The sequence below is a fragment of the Aeromonas salmonicida genome (assembly GCF_028355655.1).
Taxonomy (GTDB): domain Bacteria; phylum Pseudomonadota; class Gammaproteobacteria; order Enterobacterales; family Aeromonadaceae; genus Aeromonas; species Aeromonas salmonicida.
Genome location: NZ_CP110645.1, coordinates 2,926,215 through 2,943,046 on the forward strand (window position 1 = coordinate 2,926,215; position 16,832 = coordinate 2,943,046).

Consider the following 16,832-nt stretch of genomic DNA (forward strand, 5'->3'; position numbering starts at 1 on the left):
CTTCAACAGTGGCTCAGGGCTGTTTGTCCGCCATCAGCACCAGACCGTGTTGCTCGGGGAAACCAACCACCAATGCAGTCTGCTTGGTATTGGGGATGGTGAACGCGGCGGCATAGGCCAGAGCCCCGTCCCTGGCGTTGGCCAGGCTCAGCACCCACTTGTTCTCAATCGGCGTGAAATCGCTCGAGGCCTTGAAGCGGCACTTGTCAAAGCCGCTCACGGTCAGCTTGCTCAGGCCATTGTGCTGATCGGCCTTGCCCTTGCCGGTCAGGGTGCAACCGGCGCTGGGGAATTCCATCTCCACCGTCAGGGAGCCGCTGTTGTTGGTGCTCTTGATCTGGCCCACCATGGCGTCGGTGAAGCCCTCATCGTCTGCAACTGACCAGCTGTCGCTGCTGATCGCCCGGGTAGTCAGCTTGCTGACGGCGACGTGGCCGCTCCAGGATGGGTAGAGGGTCGTGCTCTGATCCGGCTCCCGGAACCGGGTGCCGGTACGGGTAAAGTCAAAGGTCCAGCGCTTGGCCTCTTTACCATTCACGTCAATCACCGACTGATCACGGAAGGTGATGAGGTTGTGGTCGTTGTTCTGGCTATCGACCTTGTTGCCACGCTCGGAGGTACGCTCCAGCAAGACGGGGTATATCCCATCCTTGTTCTCTTTCTGAGCCGCCTTGCCGATCCATTGGCTGTTGGTTGCCACCTTGCCCGCATCCTTATCGACCCAGACACCCCAACGCTGCTCGCGATCCGCCTTGGGATAAATGAGTGCCATCCCTTCCAGCCCCTTGATCATTTTGAACGACGCCTTGTCATTATCGCGGCTCAACAGGCTGGCCTCGTAAAGGCCCGCATCAGGCAGTGGCAGCGCTGCGCGCTTGGCAATACTGTTGGCGGCTTTCTCGCTGTCGCAGGCAGACAGGGCGGCGGTGCAGGCGATGGCCAGCATGGCTTTGTGGTGCATTCTCATTGACGCTTGTTCCTTGCAATTGCTTTGTTATGTGAGGTGCATTCAATCGCCGCTGAATTTACTGGAAGGAAGGTTCGCCGATCGACTCAAGATCTGTAACCAGCTGTTACAAGGCATTGATGGGTACAGTTATGATAAGTGCCCAACAGTAAGCGCCATTGAACCGAGTGACCGTGGGCCATGAGTGGCTGTTCTGACTAGCGGGAGGGTGCCGTTTCCGTCCTAGGAGACGCCAGTCGCGTTGGCTATCTGGAGATTACCGGCTACTAAGCTAGTAGGCTTTATGAACGACCCAACGCCGACAGATATAACATAGCGGCCCTTGCTTTTTTATTGCATAGTAGCCACCTGACCCATAGTACTTACCTTTCTTCCCAGCGCTACGCTCCTGAACCACGTCAAAAAACATTCAACAAAAATATTAATTAGTGTTTTGCTTACTAAATAGATAAGGACTTGATACGATACCCATGTGAAGCCCATTCGTGTGAGTAGAAGAAGTCCATGTGAGCATATGATTGGATAATAAGGGTCACTTCTTAATATCCATAGACAGGATCACGATGAAGGCATATAAAAATTATATAATACTTTAAGGTGTTTAATATATATTAAAAATATCGACAGTTTGTTACCCTATAGGTAAAAGCAGTCATTATAAACTATTGAGCCATTTAAATTAAAGCTAAGTGTAGCTGTAAAACACTACAAAGAAAGTTTGCACTGTTTCACAAAAAAACACTCTATGCGGAGTAATTAATCACAACGGGGGAAGTATGAGGAAATCAATATTCTTTATTATGATGGCATGTTCTTTTTCTACACAAGCTGACTGGCATAAAGCATATGAGACAGACAATTCAGGTAATGTTACTTATGGTGAGCTCTGTATATTAAAAACATACATAGAAAATGGTTATGATGTAAAAGTAATTATTTCTGGAAATGGACCATACAATAATTACTGGAGCGCGTCCATATACCCATCAGCTATTTCTTTTAAAGATAGTTATGTTTATGCCAGAGCTGCCCCTAGTCTTTCTGAAAAGTTCAATGAACAAGGATTAATTGACTTTCAAAATACAAAAAATGCAGCAGATATGTATAAAGCAGAAAGTATAATAGATAGCTCTGGTCGCGTGGTGACACAGCGTTATAGCCTTAATGGAGATAGATTAAGCGAGAAAACCATTTTTGTAGCTGCAACAAAATGGTTTGTTGATACAGCCTCTCCTTTGCTCTCCAAGAGTGCATGTCAGTAAATGGATATAATAGAAGCGATTAGGATGTAAAATTTAATTCCAACCACCTCTATATTATCCGTGACTTTCATTAATGTGTTTGTACAGATCTAGTTATCACCCGACACCGGCCTCAAACCGGTGTCTTCTTTATGCAAATTTAGAACAGGGAGGAATGCTCGGTAGAGGAGGTCCTGACGGGGTTTTATTTATCTTGTCGCCAGATCAACCAGATATAGAATACTGTGATAGGGAATGCTGGCGTGCTGGCTGAGCCCCACCTCGCTGGTACGGCTATTCCAGTAGCATCGAAGATGCTGGATAAGCGCTGACTATATCCCCTGCTTTGCCTGTGCAGGGGATTGGGCGAAGATTTATTTTCGGCCGCGAGCCAGGGATTTGAGAAACGCCAGGGTGCGGCGGTTGAACTGCTCAGGCTGCTCCACATTGCAGACATGGCCGCACTGTTCGATCACCGCCAAAGAGGAGCTGGCATCGCGGGCCACCTGCTCGCGCACCGGTGCCAGGAACATATGATCCTCCTCCCCCATCACGTAGAGGGTCGGGATTGGCAAGGCTCGCTCCTTGAAGTAGCGCATCAGGGGGTTGACCTCGGTGGCGAGGCGGAACCAGCGTTTGAACTCCTTCTGGCAGAGCTTGCGGGCCTCGCGCACGAACAGGTTGCGCGACTCCTGATGGTGCTGGCGCGGCATTATGATGAAGGCGAACAGGCGGTAGAGCCACATGTAGGGCAGGATGTGCTGGCCGAGGCGCCCCAGCTGTACCAGTACCCGGGAGCGGATGTCGAGGCGCAGTATGGCACCGCCCAATACCATGCTCTTGACCCGCTCCGGGCAGAGCTCCGCCAGATGGCGAATAAGGATGGTGCCAAGGGAGATGCCGACAAAGTGGGCGCAACGGATATTGAGATGATCGAGCAGGCGCACTATGTCTTCGGTCACGGCCCGAAAGCTGTAGTGCCCCTTGACCACCTGCTGCAACTGGTGGGACTGACCGTGGCCACGCAGGTCAAGCAGCAGCACGTTGAAGTGCTCGCGATAGGCGCGCAGCTGCTTGAACCAGATGGAGGAGCTGCCACCGGCGCCGTGCACGAATACCACCCAATCCCTGTCGGGGCCAAGCTCGAACGTCTTGTGATACAGCATCTTGCGACTCCCTCATCGACGGCATTGGGGTATAGTAGGCGCGCATCTTAGCAGATATTTTCACCTAAAAAATACGTTTGCATGGCAACTGGCGAGGAGCGTGACCATGGAGTTGACGAGTTTGAGAGCCTTTCTGCTGACCCTGCCGGGCACTCAGGAGGACACCCCCTTCGGCCCGGAGATCCTGGTCTATCGCATCGCAGGCAAGATGTTTGCGCTGGTGGATTGGCAGGCAGAGCCGCTCACCATCAACCTCAAATGTGAGCCCGAGCTCGCCCTGCTGCTGCGGGAGATCCACCCCGAGGTCAAACCCGGCTGGCACATGAACAAGCAGCACTGGAACACGGTTACCCTGAGCGACACCCTGGCCAGCGATCTTTGGCAAGGCTGGGTGCACCACTCCTATGAGCGGGTGGTCGCCGGCCTGCCCAAGACCAAACGGCCGCAAGCGCCGACACTGTGAGCCACTCCATGCCAGAGCAGCCAAAAATAGTCCCGCTGAGCGAGCCGCATATCCCCGCCCTCATTACCCTGTTCGAGCAGTCGGTGCGCCAACGCGGCCCCGAGCACTACAGCGAGGCGCAGGTAGCGCAGTGGGCACTCGGCGCCCATCATCCGGGCTTTGTCAGCCAGTTGCGTGAGCACCACGGCTGGGTGCTGGAGCAAGCCGGCACCGTGCTCGGCTTCGTCACCCTCAGCGACGATGGTCACCTGAGCCTGCTTTATGTGAGCGCCGACCATCAACGCCAGGGGCTGGGCGGCCTCTTGCTCGCCACCGCCCTCAGTCAGGCCGGTCGGCTCGGCATCGAGACCCTGACGACGGAAGCCAGCGCCTTCAGCTATGGGCTATTTTTACGGTATGGCTTTGAGCTGACCGGATTGGAAAGTGTGGAACGGGGTGGAGTCAGTTTTATCCGCTATCGTCTGCACTGCCGCTTGCCAAGCTAGGACCAGCCACTAAAATACGCACAGTTTTTTCGTATTGTTGAGGATTGAGGCCGCCATGGTTGTAGAAAGCGAAGGCTATATCGCCCTGATTGAGTATCTGGTGGAGAGTCTGGGACTGTTTGAAGCCCAGCAGCAGAGCGGTGGTGAACAGACCATCGAAGATCTGGTGAGCAGCCGGGTGGCGAGCAACCTGATGGCCATCTGCGAGCAGAACCCGCAGCTCGATCCCAAATTGCGCTTCATGATCATGCAGGAAGCCGATGCCGTGGTCGCCGATCTGGAAGAGGTGCTCTCCGCCGTTTGGCTGCGTGCCCCTACCCCGGCCCAGCAAGCCTTCCTCGAAGAGTTCATTGACCTCATCAAGAATCTGTTTGACGGCGCCATCAGCTAATCCGTCGAGACACCTGATCGCCGTGGCGCCGACCTAGACGCCCGTATTTTTCCGCACACAGCACACATGAAAAGGGCCGCCTCAATGGGCAGCCCTGCTTGCTATCATTTCAATCTATCCAGCTTTTCAGTGGCGTTCAGTGAAGGTCGAGGCAAGAAATGTGTCTGGTCTTGGCTGCCATCCTTGGAAGCTACTTAGTTCGGCAGGGCCAATTCTATTTAGTTCCCGTTCATGACATATTTTTTTACGATTTTTTTCACTGCGCCGACAGTCAGTCGAGATCAGGTGCAAAAGAGGCCGCAAATGCGGCCTCTTTTGGTATCAAAGCAGGGGTGATCTAGCATGGCGCCATCTGTTAGCGATTGAGGCTCGGCGGCAAACAGACTCCGATCCCCCCCAGCCCGCAATACCCTTCCGGATTTTTCTCCAGATATTGCTGATGGTAATCCTCGGCGTAATAGAAGGGCGCCAGCGGCAAGATGCGGGTGGTGATGGCACGGCTGTCGCCACTGGTCATCATGGCCTGCTGATAGGCGGCCAGGCTCTGCTGGGCGATGACCTGCTGGGTCTCGTCGCCATAGAAGATCACCGAGCGGTACTGGGTACCGACATCGCCACCCTGACGCATGCCCTGGGCCGGATCATGCTGCTCCCAGAACAGCTTGAGCAGGGCGGCATAACTGATGACGCTGGGGTCAAATACCACCTGTACCGTTTCGGCGTGACCGGTCAGACCGCTGCACACCTCCTTGTAGGTGGGATTCTGGGTGACGCCACCCTGATAGCCAGCGGCGGTGGAGTAGACGCCGGGCTGCTGCCAGAACAGACGCTCAACACCCCAGAAACACCCCATGCCAAACCAGGCTACTGCCATATCTTCAGGCCAGGGGCCCTGAGTCGGGTGACCATTGACGGCATGTTGCTGGCCAATCACCATCGCATCGCGGCGTCCCGGCAGTGCATCTGCCGGTGAAATAATCTGTTCCATGAACCCTGTCCTTGTATAAAAACCTGTGTCATCGCACAGCTGACGAAAAGGAGTCTCGAAGATAACAGGTTATGAGCCGGGATCAACCAAGGCCACAGCCAGACTGGTGTTGCTGTATTTTTCGCCACCTTCTCGTCTCTCGTTTTTCTTCTGCGTCATCAAGTGGACAAAATGGTGGCATAAAATGGCAAAATCAATATTTAGTCTTGATTTGTGAATTTATTTTCATATATTGAGCCCATTGCTGTTTTTTTATGGAAGAAGCCTCAAGTGCGTGAACGCGAACCCAGCCTGGTCTATGCCTTTCGGCAGTCTACCCCCTATGTCAATGTGCACAGAGGTGCCACCTTTGTGCTGATGATGGGCGGGGAAGCCATCTGCCACCCCAATTTTGCCAATATCGTCAGCGATATCGCCCTGCTGCAGACGCTGGGAATTCGTTTGGTGCTGGTGTTCGGTTCACGTCCGCAAAACGACGAGGCACTGGCTCGCGCGGGCATCGAAGCCCAGTACCACAGGCGGATCCGGGTCACCGATGACGAGAGCTTCGCCATCATCAAACAAGTGTGTGGCGGCCTGCAGTACGACATCACGGCCCAGCTCTCCATGGGGCTGGCCAACACCCCCATGCAGGGGGCACGCATCAGCGTGGTGAGTGGCAACTTCGTCACCGCCCAGCCGCTGGGGGTGGATGATGGCATCGACTTTTGCCACAGCGGTCGGGTACGCCGCATCGACGTGGAGGGGATCACCCGCCAGCTGGATCAGAAGGGGCTGGTGCTCATCTCCCCCATCGGCTGCTCGGTCACCGGCGAGAGCTTCAACCTGAGCTCGGAAGAGGTCGCCCGCCGAGTGGCGGTGGATCTCAAAGCCGACAAGCTTATCTGTTTCAGCAGCACCCAGGGCGTCATGGACAGACACGGCGAAGCCATCTCGGAGCTCTTCCCCGAGCAGGCCGAGGAGCTGCTGGTGGAGCTGGAGCAGGCGGGTGAAGAGATGTCCGGCACCGCCCGTTACCTGCGTGCGGCGATTGCCTCCTGCCGGGGCGGCGTGCCCCGCTCCCATCTGGTGAGCTATCAGGATGATGGCGCCATGTTGCAGGAGCTGTTCAGTCGTGACGGCCTCGGTACCCAGATAGTGCGGGAAAGCGCCGAGCAGGCCCGCGCCGCCACCATCGAAGACATTGGCGGCATTCTGGATCTCATTCGCCCGCTGGAGGAGGACGGTATTCTGGTGCGCCGCTCGCGTGAGCAGCTGGAGATGGAAATAGACAAGTTCACCATCATAGAGCGCGACGGCCTCATCATCGGCTGCGCGGCGCTCTACTGCTTCATGGAAGAGGCGATGGCGGAGATGGCCTGCGTCGCCATTCACCCCGAGTATCGCAACTCCAATCGGGGGGATCAGCTGGTGGCCAAGGTGGCCGAGCGGGCCAAGCGGCTCGGTATTCGTCGCCTGTTCGTGCTCACCACCCGCTCCATTCACTGGTTCCGGGAACGGGGCTTCGATCCGCTGGAGGTGGAAGACCTGCCGGTGGAACGGCAACGGCTCTACAACTGGCAGCGCCGCTCCAAGGTTTTGTCAAAAACCATTTCGTAACTTGTTGATCTTGTGCCGAGTTGTCGTCGATTGTTAACTTTTTCACGATCTCGATTGACAGTGCAATCCAGCACAGGGTATTTCTAATTGCACTCCACCGCCTGCGGTGGAGCCAGAAGAGGAGCGCTGCCCAGGCAGCCCAAGGGAGGACACCAGCGTCCGATGAACTTGGGTCAGGGGGAGCAGCGCCGAGACGTGTGAGGCAACTGGATACCTCAACGTCGGCTGCGGGGGCTGAATCCCCCGGGTTGTCATCGGTAGTGGTCATCCCCCACCGCGCCCCATCAGGGGCGGGTACGGGATGGGCTCTGCGGGTGGAGTGCTTCTGGCCGGGATAGCTTCTCTCATTCCTGCCATTTTCAGCCTCCTCCTCTCTTTTTGCCCGATGGAACCGGATTTTTATATTAAGACAGGAGTAAGCAATGAGCCCGATCAATGTCGCCAAGTTTGGCGGAACCAGTGTCGCCAATGCCGCGGCCATGAACAATTGCGCCAACGTGGTGCTGGCCAATCCGGCAACCCGGGTGGTGGTACTGAGCGCCAGCGCCGGAGTCACCAATCTGCTGGTGGCACTGGCCCAGGGCGATCTGGACGAGGCAGGCCAGGAGGCACAGCTGGCCAAACTGGCCGAGATCCAGCAGGCCATACTGACGGCTCTGGGCGATCCCGCCGAAATGAGCACCCTGATCCATGCCACCCTCGGCGAAATCCGCACCATGGCCCGCCAGGCCAGTCAGCATACGGATGCGGAACTGGCTGACAGGCTCATCGCCTGTGGCGAGTTGATGTCTACCCGCCTCTTCACCGAGCTGTTGCACCAGCGTGGCATCAAGGCCCACTGGCAGGATGTGCGCCAGCTGATGCGCACCGACAGCCGCTTTGGCAAGGCGACCGTGGATCTCGCCGCCACTCGCGACCTCTGCCAACAGACGCTGGGGCCTCTGCTCGGCGACAGCCTCATCATCACCCAGGGCTTCATCGGCTCGGATGCCGATGGCCGCACCACAACGCTCGGTCGCGGCGGCTCCGATTACAGCGCCGCACTGCTCGCCGAAGCGCTGGATGCGGGCAGCATAGAGATCTGGACCGATGTGCCCGGCATCTACACCACGGATCCGCGACTGGTGACACGTGCACGCCCCATTCCCGAAATAAGCTTCGTGGAAGCGGCCGAGATGGCTACTTTTGGCGCCAAGGTGCTGCACCCGGCCACCCTGCAACCTGCGGTGCGCCAGGACATTCCTGTCTTTGTCGGCTCCAGCAAGGATCCCGCCGCCGGCGGCACCTGGATCCGTGCCAGCACCAGCACCAACCCGCTGTTTCGCGCCGTGGCATTGCGCCGCCAGCAAGTGCTGGTCACACTGCACAGCCTCAACATGTTCCACGCCTACGGCTTCCTGGCCGAGGTGTTCGGTATCCTGGCCCGCCACCGCATCTCGGTGGATCTCATCACCACCTCGGAAGTGAGCGTGTCGCTCACCCTGGATCACACCGGCAGCCAGAGCAACGGCGAGCCCGTGCTCAGCGACAAGGTGCTGGCCGAGCTGGGTCAGCTGTGCAAGGTAAAGGTGGAAACCGGTCTGGCACTGGTGGCGCTTATCGGCAACCGCATGAGCGAGGCGGCCGGGGTGGGCAGCCAGGTCTTTGACGCCATTCGCGAGCACAACATCCGCATGATCTGTTATGGCGCCAGTGCCCACAACCTCTGCTTCCTGGTCAAGGAAGAGGAAGCGGGCCACATCGTCAACCGCCTCCACCAGGAGCTGCTCGACTGAGCCAGCCGAGGTTTGACACAGCATAAAAGAGGGGCACTCAGGGTGCCCCTCTTGTCGTTGATGCCCATGTCATCGATGCAGATACCAGCCCCTACCCCGCCAGCGTCGGCACCGGCAACAGGCAGGTGCGGATCTCCTCACGCAGACCCGCGAGTCTGGCCAGCAGCGCTGCCTGGCTATAGCCTGCCTCGTCAGGCCCCAGATTATCCGCCAGCTCGGCGAAATGGTCGGTCACCGCCTTCTCAAGCCAGTCGAGCCGGCGCAGGGTGAGCGGGCCGCAGCTCTTGCCGCTGAGGTCATCCATGATGTCGAGCCGATGGCTGCGATACATGTCCCGCCACCAGTTGGCGGCCAGCGCGTCGTCGCTTGCCAGTGCCGAGCGCCACTCCCCCTGCAACCCCTGCAATCGAGCCAGCACTGCCGAGCTTGCCCCCTCCCGGGTCAGATATTGCAATTCGCGCTGCACCCAGCTCAGACAGAGGCCACGCCAGTAGCGAAACTGCGGCAACGGATCCGGCTCGTCGAGCCAGAGACCCGAGAGGGTGCGGGTCTCCAGCCGTTCCGGCACATGAAACTGGGGATCGGAGAGGCCGTTTGAATTGAATTCATGGCGGGGATCGAACGGCCACATGTAGCCAAAATCGAACACGGCGATCTGCTGGCCATCATCGAGCAGGTTGCCCGGGCTCGGATCCCAGTCAAACCAGCCCCAATGGGCGAGCTCGGCCTGCACCGCCAGCATCTGGGCCAGATTGCGCTCATTGAGGTCGTGTACCGGCACCCCTCGCAACCAGGGGGAGACGAGCACCCCTGCCCTGGCCGAGCCAAAGCAGGTACAGACCACGTGAGAGAGAATGGTGGGATGCAGCTCACGCAGCGCCTCTATCTCGCGGCGCCGCTCCAGCTCGGTCAGGAAGGCGGTCTTGCCGTCGATATTGGCCACCAGAGAGTCATGCCTGCGCCGTTTCAGACACCAGTGATGCCCCTCCACCTTGAGGTGAAACACCTCGGCGGTGAGCCCGTGACGATAGACCTTGAGCACGGCGGGATGATCCTCTCTGAGTCTCACCAGCTGTGCCAGTGGCAAGGGGCAATCCTGCTCGCGCCCGATCCGGATCTCCTCCTTGCTCTCCAGCATGCGGAGCAATCTTGCCTGACGTGCCGCTACCTTGGGATTCATACATGTACCTCCATCCATTATTGAGAGACTAAGCAGCAAGGCAGGTGCAGACCAGCAGCAAAGCGTCATGATGACGCTTTCATCACAGAATGAGTGTGACGGCCCGATCCGGATCACAGTTTGCATGGCTTCATGGTCACGAAATATTCATTGTTTGGTCATTAAATTGACAACAAGGAACAAGCCCCTCACCATCGGGTCACATTAAATGCAGCAGCCATTCGTCGTTACTCGCTCAAAGGATGAGCTCATATGAAAGTCCCCTCCTCCGCACGCCGGTCAGCCAGGATCCCCAGCCTGCCTTCCCTGCTGCTTGGCTTGCTGGCTGCGCTGCTGCTGCTGACCCTGATACTGCCGCAGATCAATCCCGGCAGCTGGCTCGGCCAGGCCCGGCCGCTGGTGCTGGGACCTGCTGACCAACCCATAGCGACGCTCACTCGTCACTCTCTGCTCTACAAGAGTGACAACCGTGGCCTCTATCTGGTGGTGCGCAGCCAGTGGCAGCTGCTCAAACCGCTGCAAGCGGGGGACAAGGTGCGGGTGGAGCTGCTCAACGACAAAGGGGAGCGCATAGATCAGCTGAGCCAGGCGGTAGAAAAACGCCAGCGATGCAATAAAGGGCGCTGCACCCTGGATCTCAACAGCACCTTGCGGGCACCGGACGATGCCCTCGCCAGTCGCTATCAGCTGCGGATCGGCCTGCTGCTGGCAGATAGACCCGAGAGCGCTGAATTCAGCCAGATCCTGCAGACTCTGCCGGAGCAGGGTTTCAACCTCACCTACCTCTTCACCAGCCTGGTACTGGTACTGGCACTGAGCGCCGCCGTGCTCAAAGCCTTGCTGCCCAAGCTCAGGCGCAGTTTGCGCTGGCGGATCATCGGCAGCCTGCTGCTCGGCAACCTCACCTTCGTGCTGCTGCACGGCTTTGTGGTATTCAAACTGGGGGAGTTTCTGCTCTGGTCCGGCTTCAGGCCCGAGCACTACTACCTCGCCTGGGGCAGCATGGTACTGGGCTGGAGCCTCTGTGCCCTAGCGGGCTTCAATCTCTATATGGGACTGGTGTTCACGGCGCTTTCCGGCATTGGCCTGCTCGCTAACTTCATGAAGATCGCCATCTACGGTGTGCCGCTGGGGGGTGACGACCTTGGCAATCTGCTGGCACTGCTGCGGATCCTGCTGGATCAGCATCCGGTATTGCCTGTGCTCGGCGTCGCTGCGCTGCTGTTTGTCTGCTGGCGTTTCGCCCTGTCACGCTGGGTCTTGCGCGGCCTGTTTCGCACGACCGCCGCCACCGCCGCCTTTTTTGCCCTGTGTGTATTCGCGACCCAGACCGGCAACAAGCTGCTGGGGGCCAACATTCGCTACGTGGACAGAGCGGTAAACTATCACAGGGATCTCATCCGCTCCGGGCCCGGCCTCTATCTGTTCAATCTGGTGGACGAGATGCTGCAAAGCGGCAGTGTGTTTCGCTATCCCTTGCAGATCAATGAGTTCACTCCACAGATCAGCCATGTGAGCCAGGGACAGCCCCCCCGCTTCGATCTGGTAATAGTGCTGCAATACGAGTCGCTCTGGCTCGGCTGGCAGGGCAGGATCTGCGCCCCGCCTCCCACATTGAGCCTGCCCGCCAGCGTGCAGCAGTGGCAAAAGACCATCCACTCCCCCACCACAGGCGGCATGACGGTGCTGGCCGAGTTCGAGATGAACACGGGTCTGCCGGTGGGCCTGCTCAAGCAGGGGGTCGTGCCCTATTACTACCTGTCCGAGCAGGTGCCCGGCCTTGCACAAAGCGCAAAGCAAAGCGGCTATCACACCCTGTTTGCCCACCCTTACGTGGAGAAGTTCTGGGGCCGTGCCAAGGCGATGCCGGCCCTTGGCTATGAGGAGCGCTGGTTCGATACCCGCTTTACCAGTCTCGAGCACAAGGGGCTCTACATCTCGGACGATGCGCTGATCGACCATCTGCTCAGACGCAGCGAGCAGGACGCCTCACCGCTCTTTGCCTACGCGGTTACCATGCAGGGCCACGGCCCCTTCGACGGGGATCGCTATCAGGCCCAGCAGCTCGACAAGGCCTGTCCGGATCAGAGTGCGGCAGACCGCCAGCTGCTCAACACCTACTATACGGGGGTGGTGGATGCCATGGCTTCCCTAGAGCGGCTGCTCAAACGGCTGGACAATTCTGGCAAACGCTATCTGGTGGTGGCCTTTGGCGATCATCAACCCTTTCTGATGTCGGCTGGCAAGGGCATTCACGGCGACAAACCGCTCCGCGATGCCAGCTACCAGATCCCCATGATGGCCTTTACCCGCGATGATGGTGCCCTCTCTCTCGAACGGCAATTCGCCCCTGTGCGCCAGCTCTACCAGATGGGCCAGGCCACCCGTCAGCTGCTGGCAGGGGATCTGACCCCGATCCCGGATCTCCCCCTGCTCCACCCTGTGCTGGGGGAGGAGAAAGGCTTCGACGTCTCTCCCCTTGTGCCCCAGATCCGGGCCAGCTTCAGGGCCAATGCCCTGCCCTGATCCCGGACCTGAGAAAGTGAAAGAGGCCGCTGTTGCGGCCTCTTTGCATAATGCGGTTGACGGGATAACTCACTCGCCAAGCCAGGGTTCGCACAGGGTAAGGGTCCGGGCATCGAGATCCAGCTCAGCCTCTATGCCAAGAGGCAGAGTCAGCATGGGATGAGTGTGGGCACAGTCAAACTCCGCCAATATGGGGAAACGCGGCGTCCCCACCACCTCCAGCAGAATATCGAGCGGCCGCTTGCCACTGCCCTGATGATCGAACAGCTCGTGCTTGCCGAGAACCAGGGCGCCGATGCGGTCAAACACACCGCACAGCTTGAGATGGGCGAAGGAGCGCTCCACCGTATCAGCTGTCAAGAGGCTGTCTTCCAGCAGCAGAATATCCCCGTGCGCTATGGCAGGCATGTAAGGAGAGCCCCAGATCCCCGTCAGGGTATTGAGGTTGCCACCCAGCAGCCGTCCCCGCACCCGACCTGTCCCCACCGAGATCAACCGATTGGGCTGACACTGCTTGGCCCGAGTCTGGTTTTCCCAATCGAGCCGCTCGTCAGTCCAATAAGCAGGGGTCGGCAAGGTATGAGGCACGGCGCCCCCACCCGCCAGGCAGACCTGGCTGAACCCGGCCAGGGTCTCATCCACCAGGGGCGGCCATTCACCGAACGAGGCCACCAGCGCCGGGCCATAAAAGGTGACGAGGCCGGTTTGGGCATAAATGCCGAGCAGCAGGGCCGTCACATCCGAGTAGCCGATGATGATCTTGGGATCCCGTTTGAGCGCCTCGTAATCGAGATACGGCAACAGGGAGTTTGAGTTGCTGCCGCCAATCACCGACATGATGCAACGCACGTGCGGATCGCGAATCAGTTCATTGAGCTCGGCAGCCCGCGCGGCGATGGTGCCGGATCGCCAGTGATCCTGCTGGCCGGTGAGGCTGCCCGCCTTGAGCCTGAAGCCCCGCGCTTCCATAAACCGCTTTGCACGGGCAAAGCGGTTTGGCGCCCAGGCCGTGGCCGCGCTGGAGGGGGAGAAAAAACCTATGGTGTCGCCAGGCTTGAGCCCTGGCGGCTTGAGTGATGTCATTGTCAGGTGTCATGTCCCGAGTGCGGCCATCTGGCATTATGGCGCCGACCTTTAAGGACTCATAGTAACCCTCAAATGACCCTAAAGCCATCAGGATAAGCTGCTTGGCCCCGGTGAGCGATTCGGCGAAACGCGGCGAACCATCACAACCCCCTTGCCACCTCAGTACTGAAATGGGCCGCCGCGCAGACGCTCATTCGCTCGCCGGCCTGATCCAGAAGCGACGCTCCCATTTCTGGGTGATCTCATCGTAAGTCCCATCCGCGCGCATGCTGTCCAGGGTCCCTTGCAGTGCCTTGATGATGGCCTCGTCCGTCTCCAGGCTGAAGGCAAAGTAGAACTGCTTGGTGTCCTGATACTGAAACAGGGGGACAAAATCCGAATAGCTGTGGCCCAGCGACTCTATGTGATAGGCCGCCCCCATCTGCAGGGCAGGTGCTATGTCCGCTCGCCTGCGCAGCATCATGCGAAACTTGTCATCCTCATCGTGCACCAGCACCAGGTTGAGCCCCATCTCGGCAAGCTCCCGTGCCGCTGCGGAATTACGCACCACCGCAATCCGCCAGGGCGTCAGCTCAGAGAGATGGCTGGCCGTCACCTCTTCCCGTTTCGCCAGGCGATAAAACCAGAGGGTGCGAGGCGCTATGGGGCCAACCCAATGAAAGAGATCCTCTCGTTCCGGCAGACGTACAATGCTGAAGATGACGGTGTTGGGCTGATGCAATGCCATCTGATAGGCCCGCGCCCAGGGCAGGAGTTGCACCCCCTTGCTGTCGAGCGAAAGCTTGCTCCTGTCGACCATCCGTTGCAGGAGATCCACCGACAGACCCGTTACCAGACCGTCTCTGTCCCGATAGTTGTAAGGAGGAAGCTCCTCTGTTACCGCCTGAATGTTGGCTCCTCCGGCGCTGCCCAGCCAGCACCACAACAATAACCAGCGAAAATGCCACATGATTGACCTCTCTGCCTGTTTCCCTTGCTTCAGTATGGCGGCAGTGGGCAACCCTGCGTATGCAGGCTGGCCAGCAAGATCACAGGATTTGTCACAGTTCCGGTCAACGCCGGGGCAGAAACAGAAAAACCGGCAGAAGGTTGCCGGTTTTTCAATGGCTGACAGGGCTCAGATTACAACGGCGGTACCGCTGATACTGACCATCAGCATGCTGCCGTTCTGCCCCACCACCTCGTAGTCGATATCGATACCGACCACGGCGTTGGCGCCCAGTGCCTGCGCGCGCTCTTTCAGTTCATCGAAGGCAATCTCGCGGGCGCGGGCCAGCTCTTTTTCGTAGGCACCGGAGCGGCCACCAATGATATCGCGGATACCGGCAAACAGATCCTTGAAGATATTGGCGCCGAGAATGGCTTCGCCAACGACGATGCCGCGGTATTCACGAATGGTTTTGCCTTCCAGCGTGGGGGTGGTTGAGAGGATCATCTTGCGCTCCTGAGGTGAAAATGGGTTTCAGACTACCCCAAACTTCTACCGGACAACATCCCCCGCCCCCTAATAGCCAGTTGCACGATAATGGTTGCCGTTGCAGGCGACCATGCCGCCATTTGGCTCGCGCTCATCGCCGGAACCTGGGCCCGAACGATAAAAAAAGGAGAGGCCAGGCCTCTCCTTTTCGTGTGCTGATGGCAGCTTAGTGCAGCTTCAGGGTCGGGCGCAGTACCCGGTTGATGCGGCCCACCAGCATGATGAGACCCGTCTTGATGTAGCCGTGCAGAGCGACCTGGTGCATCCGGTACAGCGAGATGTAAACCATGCGCGCTATGTAGCCTTCCACCATCATGGAGCCGCGCATCAGGTTGCCCATCAGGCTGCCCACTGTGGAGAAGCGGCTCAAAGAGACCAGGGAGCCGTGATCGTGATAGAGGTAAGGCTTCATCTCGCCGCCTTCCAGCTTGGCCAAGATATTCTTGCATGCCTGGGTCGCCATCTGGTGGGCGGACTGGGCGCGTGGCGGCACGAATTTGCCATCCGGCTGCGGGCAGGCAGCGCAGTCACCGATGACGAAGATGTTCTCGTCACGGCTGGTTTGCAGTGTCTCTTTCACTACCAGCTGGTTGATGCGGTTGGTTTCAAGGCCGGCGATATCCTTCATGAAATCCGGCGCCTTGATACCGGCAGCCCACACCATGAGATCAGCTTCGATGAGCTCCCCATCCTTGGTGTGCAGCCCATCGCTGGTGGCTTCGGTGATCATGGTGGCGGTACGCACATCCACCCCCAGTTTGACCAGTTCCTGATGAGCCGCGCCACTGATGCGCTCCGGCAGCGCTGGCAGTATGCGGGGGCCCGCTTCCACCAGAGTCACCTTCAGGCTCTCTGTGGTGAGGTTCTTGAAACCGTAGGCATAGAGCTGCTCCACAGCGTTATAGAGCTCGGCAGAGAGCTCGACGCCAGTGGCACCGCCGCCAACGATGGCGATCTTCACCTTGTCACCAGGCTGGTATTCGGTGGCGAACTGCAGGAAGCGGTTCATCATGCTGTTGTGGAAACGGTGCGCCTGGGAGGGGCTGTCCAGAAAGATGCAGTGATCCTTGATGCCCTTGGTGTTGAAGTCGTTGGAAACGGAACCGATCGCCATCACCAGGATGTCGTACGGCACCTCCCGCTCATGCACCACTATGTCGCCGTTCTCATCGACGATCTTCCCCAGCACGATGCGTTTTTCGTCACGCTTGATGTCAGTCAGGCTGCCCAGCTGGAAATCGAAACCATGGTTTTTGGCATGGGACTGGTAGCTCAGGGCATCGATACCCGCATCCATGGATCCGGTGGCCACTTCGTGCAGCAGGGGTTTCCACAGGTGGGTACGGTTACGGTCGACCAGGGTGATCTTGGCCTTGTTCTTCTTGCCCAGTTTGCGACCCAGGCTGGTAGCCAGCTCCAGACCGCCAGCTCCACCGCCGACGACAACAATATTGGTCATGGTTAATTACCTCGGTTCCATTAAAGCGA

Annotated in this window: 15 protein-coding genes and 1 riboswitch; of the genes, 7 read left to right on the forward strand and 8 right to left on the reverse strand. The window is 58.3% G+C overall.

The window, feature by feature from the left end:
* Window positions 1-13: 13 nt before the first annotated feature.
* A complete protein-coding gene (locus ONZ54_RS13785) occupies window positions 14-961 on the reverse strand; it encodes a hypothetical protein (RefSeq protein WP_334312735.1) in 948 nt (315 codons plus the stop codon).
* A 782-nt stretch (window positions 962-1,743) separates the two neighbouring features.
* Between ONZ54_RS13785 and ONZ54_RS13790 the strand changes: the two genes are divergently transcribed.
* Window positions 1,744-2,229, forward strand: a complete 486-nt coding sequence (locus tag ONZ54_RS13790; RefSeq protein ID WP_271786444.1) for a hypothetical protein — start codon at window positions 1,744-1,746, stop codon at window positions 2,227-2,229.
* Between the two features lie 353 nt (window positions 2,230-2,582).
* Here ONZ54_RS13790 and ONZ54_RS13795 read toward each other — a convergent pair whose 3' ends face one another.
* Entirely contained in the window at window positions 2,583-3,374 is a 792-nt protein-coding gene (locus tag ONZ54_RS13795) for an alpha/beta fold hydrolase (protein WP_021140618.1), read from the reverse strand.
* A gap of 106 nt (window positions 3,375-3,480) precedes the next feature.
* On the opposite strand from ONZ54_RS13795, the gene ONZ54_RS13800 reads away from it, so the two are divergent.
* The 3 genes from ONZ54_RS13800 to ONZ54_RS13810 are packed head-to-tail and all read left to right on the forward strand — an operon-like array spanning window position 3,481 to window position 4,713.
* Window positions 3,481-3,837 carry an MmcQ/YjbR family DNA-binding protein gene (locus ONZ54_RS13800; protein WP_271786445.1) on the forward strand — a complete coding sequence of 119 codons (357 nt, stop codon included), beginning with the start codon at window positions 3,481-3,483 and terminating at the stop codon, window positions 3,835-3,837.
* 8 nt (window positions 3,838-3,845) lie between these two features.
* Window positions 3,846-4,322: a GNAT family N-acetyltransferase gene (locus tag ONZ54_RS13805; RefSeq protein WP_416995538.1), complete on the forward strand. Its 477-nt coding sequence runs from the start codon at window positions 3,846-3,848 to the stop codon at window positions 4,320-4,322.
* 55 nt (window positions 4,323-4,377) lie between these two features.
* Complete coding sequence (locus tag ONZ54_RS13810) at window positions 4,378-4,713, forward strand: DUF3802 family protein (protein WP_005310468.1); 336 nt, start codon at window positions 4,378-4,380, stop codon at window positions 4,711-4,713.
* A 355-nt stretch (window positions 4,714-5,068) separates the two neighbouring features.
* On the opposite strand, the gene msrA is transcribed toward ONZ54_RS13810, so the two are convergent.
* Window positions 5,069-5,701, reverse strand: coding sequence for a peptide-methionine (S)-S-oxide reductase MsrA (gene msrA, locus ONZ54_RS13815; RefSeq protein ID WP_271786447.1), 633 nt, complete (start codon window positions 5,699-5,701; stop codon window positions 5,069-5,071).
* A 270-nt stretch (window positions 5,702-5,971) separates the two neighbouring features.
* Between msrA and argA the strand changes: the two genes are divergently transcribed.
* Window positions 5,972-7,300 (forward strand): amino-acid N-acetyltransferase, encoded by a 1,329-nt coding sequence (gene argA / locus ONZ54_RS13820; protein WP_017411372.1) that lies wholly within the window; start codon window positions 5,972-5,974, stop codon window positions 7,298-7,300.
* A gap of 108 nt (window positions 7,301-7,408) precedes the next feature.
* A riboswitch (Lysine riboswitch) is annotated at window positions 7,409-7,633 on the forward strand.
* Between the two features lie 89 nt (window positions 7,634-7,722).
* Entirely contained in the window at window positions 7,723-9,075 is a 1,353-nt protein-coding gene (lysC, locus tag ONZ54_RS13825; RefSeq protein WP_271786448.1) for a lysine-sensitive aspartokinase 3, read from the forward strand.
* Between the two features lie 91 nt (window positions 9,076-9,166).
* Here the strand turns inward: lysC and ONZ54_RS13830 are convergent, their stop codons facing one another.
* Window positions 9,167-10,255, reverse strand: a complete 1,089-nt coding sequence (locus ONZ54_RS13830; protein ID WP_021140612.1) for a protein kinase family protein — start codon at window positions 10,253-10,255, stop codon at window positions 9,167-9,169.
* Window positions 10,256-10,507: 252 nt separating this feature from the next.
* On the opposite strand from ONZ54_RS13830, the gene ONZ54_RS13835 reads away from it, so the two are divergent.
* A complete protein-coding gene (locus ONZ54_RS13835; RefSeq protein ID WP_271786449.1) occupies window positions 10,508-12,781 on the forward strand; it encodes an LTA synthase family protein in 2,274 nt (757 codons plus the stop codon).
* A 69-nt stretch (window positions 12,782-12,850) separates the two neighbouring features.
* Here ONZ54_RS13835 and ONZ54_RS13840 read toward each other — a convergent pair whose 3' ends face one another.
* The 4 genes from ONZ54_RS13840 to ONZ54_RS13855 form a co-directional block, all read right to left on the reverse strand.
* Window positions 12,851-13,864, reverse strand: a complete 1,014-nt coding sequence (locus ONZ54_RS13840; RefSeq protein ID WP_271786450.1) for a S66 family peptidase — start codon at window positions 13,862-13,864, stop codon at window positions 12,851-12,853.
* A 193-nt stretch (window positions 13,865-14,057) separates the two neighbouring features.
* Complete coding sequence (locus tag ONZ54_RS13845) at window positions 14,058-14,816, reverse strand: substrate-binding periplasmic protein (protein ID WP_271786451.1); 759 nt, start codon at window positions 14,814-14,816, stop codon at window positions 14,058-14,060.
* A 168-nt stretch (window positions 14,817-14,984) separates the two neighbouring features.
* Window positions 14,985-15,302 carry a heavy metal-binding domain-containing protein gene (locus ONZ54_RS13850; protein WP_005310453.1) on the reverse strand — a complete coding sequence of 106 codons (318 nt, stop codon included), beginning with the start codon at window positions 15,300-15,302 and terminating at the stop codon, window positions 14,985-14,987.
* A gap of 208 nt (window positions 15,303-15,510) precedes the next feature.
* Window positions 15,511-16,803, reverse strand: coding sequence for an NAD(P)/FAD-dependent oxidoreductase (locus tag ONZ54_RS13855; RefSeq protein WP_005310451.1), 1,293 nt, complete (start codon window positions 16,801-16,803; stop codon window positions 15,511-15,513).
* Window positions 16,804-16,832: the final 29 nt, after the last annotated feature.